At 70.7% G+C, this 16,449-nt stretch carries 14 protein-coding genes; 9 read left to right on the top strand and 5 right to left on the bottom strand.

The genetic code is table 11. The annotated features are described in order from the left end of the window. Nucleotides 1-214: 214 nt before the first annotated feature. From JYK17_RS09510 to JYK17_RS09490, 5 genes are all read left to right on the top strand, one after another. Nucleotides 215-1,453, top strand: coding sequence for a sensor histidine kinase (locus tag JYK17_RS09510; protein WP_128802686.1), 1,239 nt, complete (start codon nucleotides 215-217; stop codon nucleotides 1,451-1,453). Nucleotides 1,454-1,851: 398 nt separating this feature from the next. Continuing rightward, entirely contained in the window at nucleotides 1,852-3,216 is a 1,365-nt protein-coding gene (locus JYK17_RS09505; protein ID WP_108014553.1) for a sensor histidine kinase, read from the top strand. Nucleotides 3,217-3,432: 216 nt separating this feature from the next. Beyond that, complete coding sequence (locus JYK17_RS09500) at nucleotides 3,433-4,092, top strand: response regulator transcription factor (RefSeq protein WP_277751740.1); 660 nt, start codon at nucleotides 3,433-3,435, stop codon at nucleotides 4,090-4,092. 280 nt (nucleotides 4,093-4,372) lie between these two features. Further along, entirely contained in the window at nucleotides 4,373-6,301 is a 1,929-nt protein-coding gene (locus JYK17_RS09495; RefSeq protein ID WP_222810174.1) for a 2-oxoacid:acceptor oxidoreductase subunit alpha, read from the top strand. After that, nucleotides 6,294-7,373 carry a 2-oxoacid:ferredoxin oxidoreductase subunit beta gene (locus JYK17_RS09490; protein WP_108014550.1) on the top strand — a complete coding sequence of 360 codons (1,080 nt, stop codon included), beginning with the start codon at nucleotides 6,294-6,296 and terminating at the stop codon, nucleotides 7,371-7,373. Before JYK17_RS09495 ends, JYK17_RS09490 begins: the two co-directional genes overlap by 8 nt. Before the next feature lie 46 nt (nucleotides 7,374-7,419). Here the strand turns inward: JYK17_RS09490 and JYK17_RS09485 are convergent, their stop codons facing one another. After that, the gene (locus tag JYK17_RS09485) at nucleotides 7,420-7,851 is read right to left on the bottom strand and encodes a winged helix-turn-helix transcriptional regulator (protein WP_108014549.1); all 432 of its coding nucleotides are present in this window, start codon (nucleotides 7,849-7,851) and stop codon (nucleotides 7,420-7,422) included. Nucleotides 7,852-7,943: 92 nt separating this feature from the next. Here JYK17_RS09485 and JYK17_RS09480 point away from each other — a divergent pair, with 92 nt between their 5' ends. The 3 genes from JYK17_RS09480 (at nucleotide 7,944) to JYK17_RS09470 (ending at nucleotide 10,958) form a co-directional block, all read left to right on the top strand. Next, nucleotides 7,944-8,798: an SDR family oxidoreductase gene (locus JYK17_RS09480; RefSeq protein ID WP_108014548.1), complete on the top strand. Its 855-nt coding sequence runs from the start codon at nucleotides 7,944-7,946 to the stop codon at nucleotides 8,796-8,798. Between the two features lie 150 nt (nucleotides 8,799-8,948). Continuing rightward, entirely contained in the window at nucleotides 8,949-9,890 is a 942-nt protein-coding gene (gene rarD, locus JYK17_RS09475) for an EamA family transporter RarD (protein ID WP_222810173.1), read from the top strand. A 111-nt stretch (nucleotides 9,891-10,001) separates the two neighbouring features. Next, nucleotides 10,002-10,958 (top strand): M28 family metallopeptidase, encoded by a 957-nt coding sequence (locus JYK17_RS09470; RefSeq protein ID WP_128802684.1) that lies wholly within the window; start codon nucleotides 10,002-10,004, stop codon nucleotides 10,956-10,958. Between the two features lie 21 nt (nucleotides 10,959-10,979). Here JYK17_RS09470 and JYK17_RS09465 read toward each other — a convergent pair whose 3' ends face one another. After that, nucleotides 10,980-12,452: a YML083C domain-containing protein gene (locus tag JYK17_RS09465; RefSeq protein WP_222810172.1), complete on the bottom strand. Its 1,473-nt coding sequence runs from the start codon at nucleotides 12,450-12,452 to the stop codon at nucleotides 10,980-10,982. Between the two features lie 250 nt (nucleotides 12,453-12,702). On the opposite strand from JYK17_RS09465, the gene JYK17_RS09460 reads away from it, so the two are divergent. Further along, the gene (locus tag JYK17_RS09460) at nucleotides 12,703-13,218 is read left to right on the top strand and encodes a DUF6668 family protein (protein WP_222810171.1); all 516 of its coding nucleotides are present in this window, start codon (nucleotides 12,703-12,705) and stop codon (nucleotides 13,216-13,218) included. A 3-nt stretch (nucleotides 13,219-13,221) separates the two neighbouring features. Here JYK17_RS09460 and JYK17_RS09455 read toward each other — a convergent pair whose 3' ends face one another. Genes JYK17_RS09455 through JYK17_RS09445 form a run of 3 tightly spaced genes read right to left on the bottom strand, consistent with a single transcriptional unit; the run spans nucleotide 13,222 to nucleotide 16,398 of the window. Beyond that, nucleotides 13,222-14,142, bottom strand: coding sequence for an ABC transporter permease (locus tag JYK17_RS09455; RefSeq protein ID WP_108014543.1), 921 nt, complete (start codon nucleotides 14,140-14,142; stop codon nucleotides 13,222-13,224). Continuing rightward, the gene (locus JYK17_RS09450; RefSeq protein ID WP_108014542.1) at nucleotides 14,129-15,103 is read right to left on the bottom strand and encodes an ABC transporter ATP-binding protein; all 975 of its coding nucleotides are present in this window, start codon (nucleotides 15,101-15,103) and stop codon (nucleotides 14,129-14,131) included. The genes JYK17_RS09455 and JYK17_RS09450 overlap by 14 nt, the downstream gene beginning before the upstream one ends. 53 nt (nucleotides 15,104-15,156) lie before the next feature. Continuing rightward, nucleotides 15,157-16,398 (bottom strand): LolA family protein, encoded by a 1,242-nt coding sequence (locus tag JYK17_RS09445; protein ID WP_222810170.1) that lies wholly within the window; start codon nucleotides 16,396-16,398, stop codon nucleotides 15,157-15,159. Nucleotides 16,399-16,449: the final 51 nt, after the last annotated feature.

Below are 16,449 nucleotides of genomic sequence, written 5' to 3'. Positions count from 1 at the left end.
CTTGCTGATGCGGCTTGCTGATGTGACCTGCGACCTTGGCGAACGGTGTCGCTCGACGATCTGTACGCACGGGAGTCTAGGCCCTGATAAAGAGAGGGTAAGCAGCCCGTCGCGCCTTGAGATGTGCTCGATATGCCGGGGTGGGGTTTTCCCCAGGAGACCTGGGCGGTCGACCTCATGGCGCGAGCGCTCGCCACGCGGCACGCTGGCCCGTATGACCGAACGACTCTCGCACCCGATCGGGGCTCCCGGAGGCCCGGAGGGGGCTCCGGAAGGTGACGACCGCCTGCCCCCAGCCCGTTTCGCCTACGACCGGCAGACCTGGAAGGAGATCGCGCATCTCCTGGCGAACCTCCCGGTGTCGCTGTTCGGTTTCGTCTATGTCGTCACGGTGCTGTTCACGGGTTTCTGGCTGACGGTGACGGTGATCGGGTTCCCGTTGCTGGCGGCCGGTCTGGCGGGCGCGCGGGTGCTGGGCAGGATGGAGAGGGCGCGGGCCAGGAAGCTGCTCGGGGTACGGGTGGACGAGCCGAGCCCGTTGCCGGGGCGCGGTACCGGTCTGCTGCCGCGGTTGTGGATGCGGCTGAAGGACCCGGTGGGCTGGCGCACCGTGCTCTACGACTTCATACGGCTGCCCTGGGGCGTGCTCACCTTCGCCATCACGCTGACCTCGCTGTTCGTGCTGTGGCCGGTGCTGCCGTACATCGCGCGGGGGCTGACCAACGCCGACCGGGCGATGGTGCGCGGGCTGCTGTCGCCCTCCGACGAGCTGGAGCGGCGTATCGCGGAGCTGGAGTCGGACCGGGGGGTCGTGGTCGACACCGCCAACGCCGATCTGCGGCGGATCGAGCGCGATCTGCACGACGGGGCGCAGGCCCGCCTGGTCAATCTGGCGATGGGGCTCGGGCTGGCCAAGGAGAAGCTGCTGGAGGACCCGGACGCGGCCGCGGACATGGTCGCGGAGGCGCACGGCGAGGTGAAGCTCGCGCTGCAGGAGCTGCGGGATCTGGCCCGGGGCATCCATCCGGCGGTGCTGACCGACCGCGGTCTGGACGCCGCCCTGTCCTCGGTCGCCTCGCGTTGCACCGTGCCCGTGAAGGTGACGGTCGACCTCGTCTCGCGGCCGGCCGCGGCCATCGAGGGCATCGCCTACTTCACCGTCTCCGAGCTGCTGCAGAACATCAGCAAGCACAGCGGGGCGAGGTCCGCGTCCGTCGAGGTGTGGCGGTCCGGCGAGCGGCTGCTGATCCAGGTCGAGGACAACGGCCACGGGGGCGCGCGGCTCGACGGCGGCTCGGGCATGCAGGGGCTCGCGGACCGGCTGGACGCCGTCGACGGGCTGTTCGTCATCGACTCGCCGCCGGGCGGGCCGACCGTCGTGACGGCGGAGCTGCCCTGGCGCGACCGCGGATCCGGCGACAACGCCGCCGCGGGCGCGGGGCAGCCCCGATGAGGCCGAAAGGGCCGGTCCGGACAGCGCCGCTGAAGCCCGATGAGATCCGGGTGGGCCCTCTGAAGACGAAGAGGTCCGGGCAGCCCTGCTGAGGCCGAAGGGATCCGGACAGCCCCGCTGAGAAAGCAGAAGTCCGGACGGCCCTGGTGAGGCCGAAGGGAGCCGGACAGCCCCACTGAGACAGAAGAAGCCCGGACGGCCCTGCTGAAGCCGAAGAGATCCGGACAGCCCCGCTGAGACAGAAGAAGTCCGGACAGCCCTGGTGAGGCCGAAGGGTAGGGAAAACCCCCCTCCCAAGACGCCTACGGACTCCATGGTCCGGGGAGTTGGGAGACGGGACCGTGGAGGTAGGCAGGGGAGCCGCTGAGCCGGCAGGACGAGTAGAACGGACGACGTCGATGGCCACCGAGTACGGACAGGGCTACGGACACGGGTACGGGTACGACGACGGGCTGGGCGCCGGCCCCCGGCGCCGGCTGCCCGCCGGTCTGCGGGCGCCGTTCGAGGCGCGCAGCTGGCGCGAGTTCGCCTATGTGCTGCTGAGCCTGCCGATCGGCGTCACGCTCTTCGTGTACTCGGTCACGATGGTCGCGCTCGGCGCGGGCCTCCTGGTGACGTTTTTGGGCATCCCGGTGCTGGCCGCGGGGCTGGCCGGCTGCCGGGGCTTCGGGGCGCTGGAGCGGGCGCGGGCGCGCGGGCTGCTGGGCCTGGAGGTGGCCGACCCCGAGCCGCTGCGGATGCGGAAGTCCGGCGTGATGGCCTGGATGGGGGCCGTACTGAAGAGCGGCACCTCGTGGCGGACGCTGCTGTACGCACTGCTGCAGTTCCCCTGGTCGGTCTTCTCGTTCGTGATCGCGGTGAACTTCTGGGCGTACGGATGGGCCCTGCTGACGTATCCGCTGTGGTTCTGGCTCTTCCCGGTGTACGGCGGCCAGGGCGGGCTTCAGCTCTACGGCGACACCTCGCACAGCGTGTACCTCGACAACCCCTTCGAGATCACCGTGACGGCGCTGGTGGGACTGGTGTTCACGCTGGCCACGCCGTGGATCGTACGGGCGCTGACAATGGTGGACCGGGTGATGGTGCAGGGGCTGCTCGGCCCGTCGCGGCTGTCGGCGCGGGTGGTGGAGCTGGAGTCGGACCGGGGTGTCGTGGTCGACACGGCGGCCGCGGACCTGCGGCGGATCGAGCGCGACCTGCACGACGGGGCGCAGGCCCGGCTCGTGGCGCTGGCCATGGATCTGGGGCTGGCCAAGGAGAAGCTGACGGAGGACCCGCAGGCGGCGGCGCGGATGGTCGACGAGGCGCACGGCGAGGTGAAAACCGCGCTGCAGGAGCTGCGGGACCTCGCGCGCGGGATCCATCCGGCGGTGCTGACCGACCGCGGTCTGGACGCCGCGCTGTCCTCGGTCGCCTCGCGGTGCACGGTGCCGGTGCAGGTCGAGGTGGATCTCGTCGAGCGGCCGGCGCCGGCGATCGAGGGGATCGCGTACTTCACGGTGTCGGAGCTGCTGCAGAACATCAGCAAGCACGCGCGGGCCACCTGGGCGGCCGTGGATGTGTGGCGGGTGGAGAACCGGCTGATGGTGCAGGTCGTGGACAACGGCGTCGGCGGAGCGGACGCCTCCGGCGGCTCGGGCCTGGGCGGGCTCGCCGAACGGCTGGACGCGGTGGACGGAATCCTGCTGGTGGACTCGCCTGCCGGCGGCCCCACCCGAGTCACCGCGGAACTCCCCTGGCGGGGCGAACGGGCGCTCGGCTGAGCCGTGGGCCCCGCATGTGGCTCGGCCGAGCATGGCGGCCCGACCCGCCACTCACCCCCGCCAAAGCCCCGTGACGGAAATCCAGCCAACCCCACCCCCACTCCACCCCCATTCCCGCTGAAATAGGTTCGCGCGGCGCAGCCCGGTTCGAATGCTGGAATGCTGGACTACTGGCAGACGGATCGGGCTGGGGGGCCAAAAATCGTGGAGGACAGGGTGCGGGTGGTCATTGCCGAGGATTCAGTGCTGCTCAGGGAGGGGCTGACCCGGCTGCTGACCGACCGTGGGCATGACGTCGTCGCCGGGGTGGGTGACGGCGAGGCGCTGATCAAGACCATCACCGAGCTGGACGGGCAGGGCGAGCTGCCCGATGTCGTCGTCGCGGACGTACGGATGCCGCCGACCCACACCGACGAGGGGGTGCGCGCCGCGGTGCAGCTGCGCAAGGCGCATCCGGGCCTCGGCGTGCTCGTGCTGTCGCAGTACGTGGAGGAGCGCTACGCCACCGAGCTGCTGGCCGGCTCCAGCCATGGCGTCGGCTATCTGCTCAAGGACCGCGTGGCCGAGGTGCGTGAGTTCGTCGACGCGGTGGTGCGGGTGGCCCAGGGCGGTACCGCGCTTGACCCGGAGGTGGTCGCGCAGCTGCTCGGGCGCAGCCGTAAGCAGGACGTGCTGGCGGGGCTGACGCCCCGGGAGCGTGAGGTTCTCGGGCTGATGGCCGAGGGCCGGACCAACTCGGCCATCGCGCGCCAGCTCGTGGTCAGCGACGGTGCCGTCGAGAAGCACGTCAGCAATATCTTCCTGAAACTCGGGCTGTCCCAGAGCGACGGGGATCACCGGCGGGTCCTCGCGGTCCTCACCTACTTGAACTCATGACACGCCGGCACTGAATGTCAGTCACCCGGCAGGTCCGGCCGTCGGCCCAGCGTCAGTCAAGCGTCCGTCAGCCCCGAAACCGCACCATCACGGTGAAGCGTCTTCAAGGCAAGCGCCGGGGGCGGGAAATCATGACAAGTCAGGGCGTCACAGCATCTCAAGTCTGTGTCCATCATGCGAATGGCCACGGGAAGGCGACCCTAACCGACGTAGGGTTGATCCTGGGAGGGCCTGCGGGAAGGCCGGTCCCAGACAGTCGCCTCGAGGGAGGTCCAGTTCAGTGACCAGCCAGGTCAGCAGGACGACGGAGCAGGCAGACGGAACCGTAGTGGGAGTGCAGCGCGAACCGGGCGCGGCCAAGGACGTACGCAGGCTGGACCGGGTGATCATCCGGTTCGCGGGAGACTCCGGTGACGGGATGCAGCTCACCGGCGACCGCTTCACCTCCGAGACGGCGTCCTTCGGCAACGACCTGTCGACCCTGCCGAACTTCCCCGCCGAGATCCGGGCACCTGCCGGAACCCTGCCGGGCGTCTCCTCCTTCCAGCTCCACTTCGCCGACCACGACATCCTCACCCCGGGCGACGCGCCGAACGTCCTGGTCGCGATGAACCCGGCCGCGCTGAAGGCGAACATCGCCGATCTGCCGCGCGGCGCGGAGATCATCGTCAACACGGACGAGTTCACCAAACGGGCGATGCAGAAGGTCGGTTACGCCACCTCCCCGCTGGAGGACGGCTCGCTCGACGGCTACCACCTGCACGAGGTGCCGCTGACGACCCTCACGGTCGAGGCGCTCAAGGAGTTCGACCTCAGCCGCAAGGAGGCCGAGCGCAGCAAGAACATGTTCGCGCTGGGCCTGCTGTCGTGGATGTACCACCGGCCGACCGAGGGCACCGAGAAGTTCCTGCGGACCAAGTTCGCCAAGAAGCCCGAGATCGCCGAGGCGAACCTCGCCGCCTTCCGGGCCGGCTGGAACTTCGGCGAGACGACCGAGGACTTCGCGGTCTCCTACGAGATCGCCCCGGCCACGACGGCCTTCCCGCCCGGCACCTACCGCAACATCTCCGGCAACCTCGCCCTCGCCTACGGCCTGATCGCCGCCTCGCGCCAAGCGGACCTGCCGCTGTTCCTGGGCTCGTACCCGATCACGCCGGCCTCGGACATCCTGCACGAGCTGAGCAGGCACAAGAACTTCGGCGTACGCACCTTCCAGGCGGAGGACGAGATCGCCGGCATCGGTGCGGCGCTGGGCGCGGCCTTCGGCGGTTCGCTGGGCGTGACCACCACCTCCGGCCCCGGTGTGGCGCTCAAGAGCGAGACCATCGGGCTCGCCGTCTCGCTGGAGCTGCCGCTGCTCGTCATCGACATCCAGCGCGGCGGCCCTTCCACCGGCCTGCCCACCAAGACCGAGCAGGCGGACCTGCTGCAGGCCATGTACGGCCGCAACGGCGAGGCGCCGGTGCCGGTGGTCGCGCCCAGGACGCCCGCGGACTGCTTCCACGCGGCCATCGAGGCGGCGCGGATCGCGCTGACGTACCGCACCCCGGTGGTGCTGCTCTCCGACGGCTACCTGGCCAACGGCTCCGAGCCCTGGCGCATCCCCGAGCTCGACGAACTCCCGGATCTGACCGTGCAGTTCGCCCAGGGCCCGAACCACACGCTGGCCGACGGCACCGAGGTCTTCTGGCCGTACAAGCGCGACCCGCAGACCCTCGCCCGGCCCTGGGCGATCCCCGGCACCCCCGGTCTCGAACACCGCATCGGCGGCATCGAGAAGCAGGACGGCACGGGCAACATCTCCTACGACCCCGCCAACCACGACTTCATGGTTCGCACCCGCCAGGCCAAGGTCGACGGCATCGACGTACCGGACCTGGAGGTCGACGACCCGCACGGGGCGCGGACGCTGGTGCTCGGCTGGGGCTCGACCTACGGACCGATCACCGCGGCGGTACGGCGGCTGCGCACGGCCGGTGAGTCCATCGCGCAGGCCCATCTGCGCCACCTCAACCCGTTCCCGGCCAATCTCGGCGCGGTGCTCAAGCGGTACGACAAGGTGGTGATCCCCGAGATGAACCTCGGTCAGCTCGCCACCCTGATCCGGGCGAAGTACCTGGTCGACGCGCACTCGTACAACCAGGTCAACGGCATGCCGTTCAAGGCCGAACAGCTCGCCACGGCTCTCAAGGAGGCCATCGATGGCTGAGACGTCCACGGAAGGCACGGGCACGATCGAGGCGCTTTCCCTCGTTCCCAAGGCCGAGGGCCGCCAGTCCATGAAGGACTTCAAGTCCGACCAGGAAGTGCGCTGGTGCCCCGGCTGCGGGGACTACGCGATCCTGGCGGCCGTCCAGGGCTTCATGCCGCAACTGGGCCTGGCCAAGGAGAACATCGTCTTCGTCTCGGGCATCGGCTGCTCGTCCCGCTTCCCGTACTACATGAACACGTACGGCATGCACTCCATCCACGGACGCGCCCCGGCCATCGCGACCGGCCTCGCTGCCAGCAGGCGGGATCTGTCGGTGTGGGTGGTCACGGGTGACGGCGACGCCCTGTCCATCGGCGGCAACCACCTCATCCACGCCCTGCGCCGCAACGTCAACCTCAAGATCCTGCTGTTCAACAACCGGATCTACGGCCTGACGAAGGGGCAGTACTCCCCGACGTCCGAGGTCGGCAAGATCACGAAGTCGACGCCGATGGGCTCGCTGGACGCGCCGTTCAACCCGGTGTCGCTGGCGCTCGGCGCGGAGGCGTCCTTCGTCGCCCGCACCATCGACTCCGACCGCAAGCACCTCACCGAGGTGCTGCGCCAGGCGGCCGAGCACCCGGGCACGGCGCTCATCGAGATCTACCAGAACTGCAACATCTTCAACGACGGCGCCTTCGAGGCCCTCAAGGACAACCAACAGGCCCAGGAGGCCGTGATCCGGCTGGAACACGGGCAGCCGATCCGCTTCGGGGCGGACGGCTCGCGCGGTGTCGTACGGGACGCGGCGACGGGCGATCTGAAGGTGGTCACCGTGACGTCCGAGAACGAGGCCGACGTGCTGGTCCACGACGCGCACGCCACCTCCCCGACCACGGCGTTCGCGCTGTCCCGACTGGCCGACCCGGACACCCTGCACCACACCCCGATCGGGGTGCTGCGCTCGGTCGACCGGCCCGTCTACGACACGCAGATGTCCGACCAGCTCGACACCGCGATCGAGCAGCACGGCAAGGGCGACCTGGCATCGCTGCTGGCGGGCGGCGACACCTGGACGGTCGTCGGCTGACCCGGCCGCACGCCACACGCCGCAGGTCGCAGGCGGCAGAGCAGGCTCAGGAGGCGTCGGCACCCCGGCGGGTGTCGTACGCCTCCCGTGCTTCCTCCACCGCGTCCATCCGCTTCTCGGTCCACAGGGTCAGGGCCCGCACCTGCTCCGCCGCCTCCCGGCCCAGGCCGGTCAGCGAGTAGTCGACCCGGGGTGGGATCACGGGCTGGGCGTCGCGGTTGACCATGCCGTCGCGCTCCAGGGTCTGCAGGGTCTGGGTCAGCATCTTCTCGCTGACGGCGCGGCCGTATCCGCTGACGGCCCGGCGCAGTTCGCTGAAGCGGTGGGGGCGGTCGAGGAGCTCGATCAGGATCAGCACGCCCCACCGGCTGGTGACGTGCTCGATGACGAGGCGATAGGGGCACACGGCCTCGGCGTCGGCATCCGGCCCCCTTGCTCCTGTTTCCCTTGCTCCCTTTACTGCTCCACTAACTGCCATGCCAGTACCTTACTTCAAAGTGGGTACTTTCCAATAGTTAGCGCAACTCCTAAGGTCGGTGTCATCCGCCACCCCACAAGGAGTCTTACGTCATGAGCATCGTCGTCACCGGCGCCACCGGACACCTCGGCCGTCACGTCGTGCAGCAGCTGCTGGAGAAGGTCCCGGCCGACCAGGTCACCGCGGTCGTACGGGACGAGGCCAAGGCCGCCGACCTCGCCGCGCGCGGCGTGCGGCTCGCGGTCGCCGACTACAACCGTCCCGAGACCTTCGACGGCGTGTTCGCGGCCGGGGACAAGGTGCTGCTCATCTCGGGCAACGAGTTCGACAAGGGCCGTGTCGCCCAGCACAAGGCGGTCATCGACGCCGCGAAGGCCGCCGGTGTCGCGCTGCTCGCGTACACCAGCGCCCCGGGCAGCCTGAAGGCCGCGCTCGCCGACGACCACCGCGACACCGAGGAGATCCTCCTCGCCTCCGGGCTGCCGTACACGCTGCTGCGCAACGGCTGGTACCACGAGAACTACACCGAGAACCTGGCTCCGGTGCTCGAGCACGGAGCCGTCGTCCAGGCCGCCGGCGAGGGCCGCGTCTCCGCCGCCTCGCGCGCCGACTACGCGGCCGCCGCGGTCGCCGTACTGACCGGCGAGGGACACGAGAACAAGACGTACGAGCTGGGCGGCGACGAGGCGTGGGGCTTCGCCGAGTACGCGGCCGAGCTGAGCCGGCAGACCGGCAAGGAGATCACCTACAACCCCGTCACGGTCGACGCCTACACCCAGATCCTGACCGGCGCCGGGCTGCCCGGGCCGCTCGCCGGTGTTCTCGCGGGCGTGGACGCCTCGATCGAGAAGGGCGAGCTGGCGATCTCCACCGGCGATCTGTCCCGGCTGGCCGGGCGGCCCACCACACCGCTCGCCGACGCGATCGCGGCCGCGCTCAAGGGCTGACACTCCGACCCCTCGGCCCCTCGGCCCCTCGGCCCCTCGGCAGTCTCCCTCGCCTGTCATGACCGTATGGCGATACGGGCATGACAGGCGAGGCCGTTCGGCGTTACCTTCTGCCTGGCACATACATGCGACCGGGCGAGGAGGAGGCACGTGACCGGGAAGTCGGGCGGCGAACGGCGTACAGGACTGCTGAACGGCTTCGCGGCATACGGGATGTGGGGCCTGGTCCCCCTCTTCTGGCCGCTGCTGAAGCCCGCCGGAGCGGGCGAGATCCTGGCCCACCGGATGGCCTGGTCCCTCGTCTTCGTGGCCGTCGCGCTGCTCGTGACCCGGCGCTGGGCCTGGGCCGGCGCCCTGCTGAGGCAGCCGCGCAGACTGGCGCTCGTCGCGGTCGCCGCGGCCTTCATCACCATCAACTGGGGCGTCTACATCTGGGCCGTGAACAGCGGGCACGTGGTCGAGGCCTCGCTCGGGTACTTCATCAACCCGCTGGTCACCATCGCCATGGGCGTGCTGCTGCTGAAGGAACGGCTGCGTCCCGTGCAGTGGGTGGCGGTCGGGACCGGCCTGGCCGCGGTGGTCGTGCTCGCCGTGGGATACGGGCAGTTGCCGTGGATCTCGCTCACGCTCGCCTTCTCCTTCGCGACCTACGGGCTGGTGAAGAAGAAGGTCGACCTCGGCGGGGTGGAGTCGCTGGCCGCGGAGACCGCGATCCAGTTCGTGCCCGCGGTCGGCTATCTGATGTGGCTGAGCTCGCAGGGCGAGTCGACGTTCGCCACGCACGGGCCGGGGCACGCGGCGCTGCTCGCCGCGGCCGGAGTGGTCACGGCGCTGCCGCTGGTCTGCTTCGGCGCGGCAGCGATCCGGGTGCCGCTGTCGACGCTGGGGCTGCTGCAGTATCTGACGCCGGTGTTCCAGTTCCTGCTCGGGATCCTGTACTTCCACGAGGAGATGCCGCCGGAGCGGTGGGCCGGGTTCGGGCTGGTGTGGGTGGCGCTGGCGCTGCTGACCTGGGACGCGTGGCGGGCCGCCCGCAGAGTCGCCCGGGACCGCCGGGTGGCGCGGGTCGATGTGCCGGCGTCCGCTATATGAACCCTGTGTCCTGATACCGCTCTTGACGCACAGTTGATAAAGCGTTCACCATCCTGGGACCCCCTTCATTGCGGAATCCCCTTGATTCCCAAGGAAATCGGAGCCCCCCACATGAAGTTCTCCGTTTCCGGGCGTACGGCTGCCACCGGTCTGGTCGCAGCCGCCGTCTCGACTGTCATGCTCCTGACCGATGGATCCCTGGCCGGTGCCGCACCCGGGCCCGCGCAGGCCGCCGCGCCCGACATACCCGTGGCCAACGTCAAGGCCCATCTCGCCCAGCTGCAGTCCATCGCCACCGCCAACGGCGGCAACCGCGCCCACGGCAAGGCCGGTTACAAGGCCTCCCTCGACTATGTGAAGGGCAAGCTGGACGCGGCCGGGTTCACCACCACCGTCCAGACCTTCACCTCCTCCGGCGCCACCGACTACAACCTGATAGCCGACTGGCCGGGCGGGGACACCGACCACGTCGTGATGTCCGGCTCCCACCTGGACAGCGTCAGCGCCGGGCCCGGCATCAACGACAACGGCTCCGGCTCGGCTGCCGTACTGGAGACCGCGCTCGCGGTGTCGCGGGCCGGCTACCAGCCCGCCAAGCACCTGCGGTTCGCCTGGTGGGGCGCGGAGGAGCTGGGCATGGTCGGCTCCCGCAACTACGTCAACGGCCTCTCCACCGCGAACCGTTCGAAGATCAGCGACTACCTGAACTTCGACATGATCGCCTCGCCCAACCCCGGGTATTTCGTCTACGACGACGACCCGACGATCGAGAAGACCTTCAAGGACTACTTCACCGGCCTGAACATCACCACCGAGCCGGAGACCGAGGGCGACGGGCGCTCCGACCACGCGCCGTTCAAGAGCGCCGGCATCCCCGTCGGCGGGCTGTTCAGCGGCGCCGACTACATCAAGACGGCGGCGCAGAAGGCGGCGTGGGGCGGTACGTCGGGGAAGGCGTTCGACCCCTGCTACCACCGCTCCTGCGACACGTCGACGAACATCGACGACACCGCTCTGGACCACAACAGCGACGCCATCGCACACGCGGTCTGGGAGCTGTCTTCGTAGCGGTCCGGAACAACTGGTCTGCTACTGGGCCGACTTGCGGGCGCGTTCCGTGAGTCGGCCCATGCGGGCGCGGGCCGACTCCAGCTGTTCGATGTCGTCGGCGGCCGGGCCGTCCTCGGCGGTGAGCTCGGTCCACAGGCCGATCAGATCGCGACCGAGGTCCAGGCCCTGCCGCGGGTCGCGCACCGCGCGCCAGGCGGAGGCCGCGCTCTGGACGTTGCCGTAGGCCCCCTCCGCGTCCCCGGTGCGCCGGCGGATCCGGGCCAGGTCCAGCGAGAGCCGGAAGGAGCGGACCGGGTCGCCCGCCAAGTAGGCGATGTAGGCGGTGAGTTCACGCAGCCGCAGCACCTCGTCGTGCTCCGGCCCGAGCGCCGCCGAAGCCTCCCCCACCGCACTCTCGGCCAGCCCCGCGGCCTCCTCCGTCCGGCCCCCCTTCACAGCCTCATTGATCCGCGCCATCGGCTCGATGAGAAAACTGGTGGTGACCGGCGGTTCATCCCCGAGCACGGCCTCAGCCACAGCATCGAAGCCCCGGGCGGGGGTGGGCTTGGGATCGGGGTCCAGGGTTGGGTCCGGGGGGACGATCAGGAGGGGGGCGGGGTCACTGCGGTTGGGGGCGCCGGGCCGGCTGGGGGCGGGCTGCGGTGCGGATGGGGGCTGCGGCCCCGGGGTGGATCGCGGCCCGCGCGCGGGCGCGTCCTCCGGTTTCGTCGGGCCTTGCGGTACCGCGTCCATCGGTGGGGGTGGGCCGAATTCGCCCGATGGTGTTGCGACCGTGCCCGGGGGGCGGTCCTCGGGTGGCTCCGGGAGTTTGCGCAGCGTGAAGGTCGGCGCGGTACCGCCCGTGCCGGCGGCCGATTCGGGGACGGCGCGCAGGGGGAACGTCGGGACGTTCTCGCCCAGGGGCCGGGGTTCCGAGGCCGCCCGCAGCGGGAAGGTCGGCGCGGTCTCCCGGTGGGGTTCCGGGGTGGCCCGGAGCACGTGCGTCGGCTTGTCCCGCCGGGGGGTGTCCTCGGGCTGCGGCGCTTCCGCGGCGGCCGTGGGAGCCGCGGGGGCCTCCGGCTCGACCGGCGGCGCGGGCGGGAGCGCGAGGGGTGGTGCAGGCGGGGGTGCGAGCGACGGCGCGGGCTGCGGAGGCGGGGGCACCTGGGCGGACATGTCCCCGGGCTCCCCGGCGCCAGCCATCCGCACGGGTTCCCCGGTGAAGTTGCTGGCTCCGTCCGCCCCGACCTGGACGTGGACGACGTAGCCGATCCGTTCGTCGTGGACCGTGGCGTGGGCGGGGTGGCCGGTGGCCTGGGCGATGCGCTGGAGGTGGTTCAGTACGGCCTGCTGGATCTCCTCGCCGGTGCCCGCGCTGACGGGTACGCCGCCGACCCAGGCGCCGACCGCACCGGCCGCGGGCACGCGGACGTCGATCGGTGCCGCCACGAGGGCCGCCGAGCCCGCGGCGCCCTTCTGTTCCCGCTTCTTCTCGCGGCTGAGTCGAGACATCGCTTTCCTCACTCGGATGCGTCGGGGAGCCCGCGGACCGCGCCTGCCGCTTCCATGGTGCTCCCTCCCGCCGTCGGCCAACCGCCGGCCCGGCGACAAGATCCGGGTCCTGCACGTACTGTCGAGTCTCTCCGGTCGCTCCCGGTGCACACGTCACCGTGGCGTCACAGACTCGTAGCAGGTGCTGCGCACCCCGTCGCGTGACCGTAGCGGCACGGTCAGGATCGGCGTGACGAGGAGGAGAGCGGGCATGGGCGCGGATGTGCAGAGGGGACCGGAGATCTGGCTCCGCGGCCCGGTCGCCGTACCGGAGCCGGGACCGCAATATCCCGCCCACCCCCAGGCCGGCGCCCGGCGCTACTCCTGGGTCGGCACCCACGGCGGCGCCGGCGTCTCCACCCTCGCCGCGGTCTACGGCGGCCACGACTGCGGCCGTGACTGGCCGGGCCCACAGGACCCCGCGTCCGTGCTGCTCGTCGGGCGTACGCATGCTGCGGGTCTTGCGGCCGTGCTGCGCGCGGTGGAGGTCTTCCGGCTCGGGGAGGCCCCGCCCGGGCTCGACCTCGACGCCGTCGTGCTGGTCGCGGACGCGCCGGGGCGGCTGCCGCGGCCGTTGGAGAAAAAGGTCCGGCTGATCGAGCCGCTCATCGACGTGTACCGCGTGCCCTGGGTGCCCGACTGGCGCCTCGGCGACCTCGGCGGGACGCCGCCGCGCGAGACGGAGGCCCTGGCCCGGCTCACGGGGGCGGCGGCGCGGCGCAGGTGATCGCTAGGCCGTGATGTCCTTCGCGGTGAACCGCGCCCAGGCCGCCGAGCCGAACACCGCGGCGTACAGGCCCTGCAGTCCGAGGTTCTTCACCAGGTCGTCCCAGTAGATGGGCTCCCGCATCAGGTCGGCGAAGGACAGCCAGTAGTGGGAGAAGAAGTACGGCTGGATCGCGTGCAGTTGGGGGATCTGGTCGAGGATCTGGACGGTGATCAGCAGCCCGACCGTGGTCGCCATCGCCGCGATCCCGCTGCTGGTGAGCGTCGACACGAACAGGCCGAGGGCCGCGATGCCCACCAGGGACGCGGCGACGACCAGAGCGATCAGCAGGGCCCGGCCGAGCCCGTCGGCGAAGCTGATCTGGGTGCCGGAGATCGTCGTGAGGTCGCCGAGCGGGAAGAGGACGGCGCCGACCGTCAGCGCCGAGACCGCGACCGTGAGGGTGCCGACCAGGCAGAAGGCCAGCACGGTCGCGTACTTGGTGAGCAGCAGGCGGGTGCGGCCGGCCGGGGCGACCAGCAGATAGCGCAGGGTGCCGGCGTTCGCCTCGCCCGCGATCGCGTCGCCCGCGACGACGCCGATCGCCATCGGCAGGAAGAACGGCAGGGTCGCGGCCAGCGCGGTGAAGACCAGGAACAGTCCGTTGTTGGTGATCTGCGAGATGAACGCCGGTCCTCCCCCGCCGCCGTCGGGCCCGCCCCCGCCGACCGAGGAGCCGTCGCTGGTCTCGATCTTGACCGCGATGCCGACCAGGATCGGCACGGCCGCCAACACGGCGAGCAGCGCGAGCGTGCGCCAGCGCCGGAAGGTGGTGAGCAGTTCGCTGCGCAGGAGTCCGAACGTCCACAGCGGCCTCGGCGCGCGGACCGCACCGCCGGTCGGCTCAGTGGTCACCGAATCGGTGGTCGCCTCAGCCCGCGACATCGAAACCCTCCCCCGTGAGCGCCACGAACGCGTCCTCCAGGGAGGCCCGTTCCACCCCGAAGCCGCGCACCCGGACGCCGGCCGTCACCAGTGCCGCGTTCACCTCGGCGAGGTCGCGGTCGGGCGGCTCGGCACTCACCCGGTCCTCGGCCACGACGACGTCAGCGGCGCCCTGCTCCTTCAGCACCCGGGCCGCGTCCCCGGTGTCGGGCGTGGTGACGACGAGGCGGCCGCGCACTCCCGCGGACAGATCGGCGACGGCGCCCTGGGTGATCAGACGGCCCTGCGCCATCACGGCGGCATGGGTGCAGACCTGTTCGATCTCGTCGAGCAGATGCGAGGAGAGGAAGACGGTCGTGCCGTCGGAGGCCAGCTCCCTGACCAGGGAGCGGATCTCGCGCATGCCCTGCGGGTCGAGCCCGTTGGTCGGCTCGTCCAGCACGAGCAGCCTGCGCGGCTGCAGCAGCGCGGCCGCGAGACCGAGCCGCTGTTTCATGCCGAGCGAGTACGCCTTGGCCTTCTTGCCGGCGGCGGCCGTCAAACCCACCCGCTCCAGCGCCGAGGCGACCCGGGTGCGCCGGGTGCGCGGATCGGCGGTCGGGTCGGCGGCGTCGTAGCGCAGGAGGTTGTCGCGGCCGGAGAGGAAGCCGTACAGGGCCGGGCCCTCGATCAGGGCGCCGACGTGCGGGAGCACGGCGCGCGAGGCGCGCGGCATGGGCCGCCCCAGGACGCGCGCCGTGCCCGAGGTGGGCTCGATGAGCCCCATCAGCATGCGGATGGTGGTGGTCTTGCCGGAGCCGTTGGGACCGAGGAAGCCGAAGACGCTGCCCGCCGGGACGGTCAGATCCAGACCGTCGACGGCGAGCTGCCCGCCGCGGTAGCGCTTGGTGAGCCCGTGGGTGGCGATGACGCCGGCACCCGGCTCACCCTTCGCCGGCTCCGTGGCGGACGCATCGCCCATCGGCTCCCTCGATTCGTCGTACGTGTGCGTGTACGGCGGTTGCCCGCAGTGTCCTACTTGCCCGCGTCGGCTGCCTTCACCAGTGCGTCCTTGTTCACGGCGCCGACGTAGACCTTGCCGTCGTCGGTGATCAGGGCGTTGATCAGGCGGGTCTTGAAGATCGTGCCCGAGCCGAACGTGCCGGAGACCTTGTCGCCGAGCGAGTTCAGGATGCCGCCGAACTTGCCGCCGGCCGCGGAGCCGGACGGCATGCCCTGGCCGCCGGTGTCGAAGGTGGCGATGGAGTTCCAGCCCTTGCCGAGGACCTTCATCCCGTCGGCGCCCTTGGCTCCCTCGGTCCCCTTGGCGAGGTCCTTGCCGGACCTCGGGGCCCGGTCGCCGCCCTTGAACCCGTGCTCGCTCCTGCCGTGCTCGGACTTGCCGTCCTCGGTGACCTTCGCACCCTTGGGCGGGGTGAAGTCGAAGGTCGAGGCGCTGGGCCTGGCGAAGCTGACCTTGGTGAAGCCGGCGTCGATCACGGCCGCGCCGCCGCTCGACGGCGTCAGCGTGAACTTCAGCGGCATCCCGGTCTTGGCGTCCACCGAGACCGTGATCTGACCGACGGTCGACCCGGACTGCTTCGGCTTCACGACCAGCCGGTACGCGTCACGGCCCGCGACCTGGGCGGTGCCCTGGACGCTCACGGAGGTCGTGTCGTCGACCGACTTCAGGGCGTCCTCGGTGAAGTCCTTGGGCGTGGCCGGGACGTCCTGCTTCTTGTGGGCGTCGGCGCTGTCGGCGGCGGTGGAGTGGTAGACCTCGTTCGACTGGCTGTCGTAGCCCCAGACGTCCTTGCCGTTGTGGATGAGGCTGTACTCCGCCGCGTTCTCCAGCAGCGAGACCTTCTGCCGGTCCGGGCCGTCGGACGCGACGCGCAGGGTGTGCGTGCCGGTGGCCAGCTCGGTGAGCTTGGAGGTCGGGTCGGCGGACGAGCCGTCGCCCGACTTGGTGGCGCCGGACATCAGGCTGCTCTCCAGGCCGCCGAGGTCCGGCAGGCCCAGGTCCGTGCTGATCTTGACCGTGCCGGACATCTGCTGGACGTCCGACTTGGCGATCTTGTCGATGAGTTGCTGCGCGCTGATCTTCGGCAGGTTGGGGTCACCGGAGTCGGCGAGGGCCGGGACGAGCCCGATGGTCGCCGCCGCCACCCCCACCACCGCGGCCGGGACCACATACCGTGCGGCCTTGCGCCGGCCCGCGCGGAGGTCGTCGGCCTCCTCGGCGGTCGTGCTCTCGTCGGATTCGTACGGTGCCATGTGTGCGCTACCTCCGTCGTCGGCGGCGGCCTGTCCAACTCATGAGCCTGT

This window comes from Streptomyces plumbidurans (genome assembly GCF_019857225.1).
Taxonomy (GTDB): Bacteria; Actinomycetota; Actinomycetes; order Streptomycetales; family Streptomycetaceae; genus Streptomyces; species Streptomyces plumbidurans.
Note: the sequence above shows the minus strand (reverse complement) of the source record. Positions and strands in the feature narration are given on the sequence as shown.

Coding starts and splice junctions, on each gene's coding strand:
- JYK17_RS09455 (WP_108014543.1), bottom strand. CDS start 14,142: ATGTCGCGGGCTGAGGCGACCACCGATTCGGTGACCACTGAGCCGACC.
- JYK17_RS09485 (WP_108014549.1), bottom strand. CDS start 7,851: ATGGCAGTTAGTGGAGCAGTAAAGGGAGCAAGGGAAACAGGAGCAAGG.
- JYK17_RS09465 (WP_222810172.1), bottom strand. CDS start 12,452: ATGTCTCGACTCAGCCGCGAGAAGAAGCGGGAACAGAAGGGCGCCGCG.
- JYK17_RS09510 (WP_128802686.1), top strand. CDS start 215: ATGACCGAACGACTCTCGCACCCGATCGGGGCTCCCGGAGGCCCGGAG.
- JYK17_RS09505 (WP_108014553.1), top strand. CDS start 1,852: ATGGCCACCGAGTACGGACAGGGCTACGGACACGGGTACGGGTACGAC.
- JYK17_RS09480 (WP_108014548.1), top strand. CDS start 7,944: ATGAGCATCGTCGTCACCGGCGCCACCGGACACCTCGGCCGTCACGTC.
- JYK17_RS09470 (WP_128802684.1), top strand. CDS start 10,002: ATGAAGTTCTCCGTTTCCGGGCGTACGGCTGCCACCGGTCTGGTCGCA.
- JYK17_RS09445 (WP_222810170.1), bottom strand. CDS start 16,398: ATGGCACCGTACGAATCCGACGAGAGCACGACCGCCGAGGAGGCCGAC.
- JYK17_RS09490 (WP_108014550.1), top strand. CDS start 6,294: ATGGCTGAGACGTCCACGGAAGGCACGGGCACGATCGAGGCGCTTTCC.
- JYK17_RS09460 (WP_222810171.1), top strand. CDS start 12,703: ATGGGCGCGGATGTGCAGAGGGGACCGGAGATCTGGCTCCGCGGCCCG.
- JYK17_RS09450 (WP_108014542.1), bottom strand. CDS start 15,103: ATGGGCGATGCGTCCGCCACGGAGCCGGCGAAGGGTGAGCCGGGTGCC.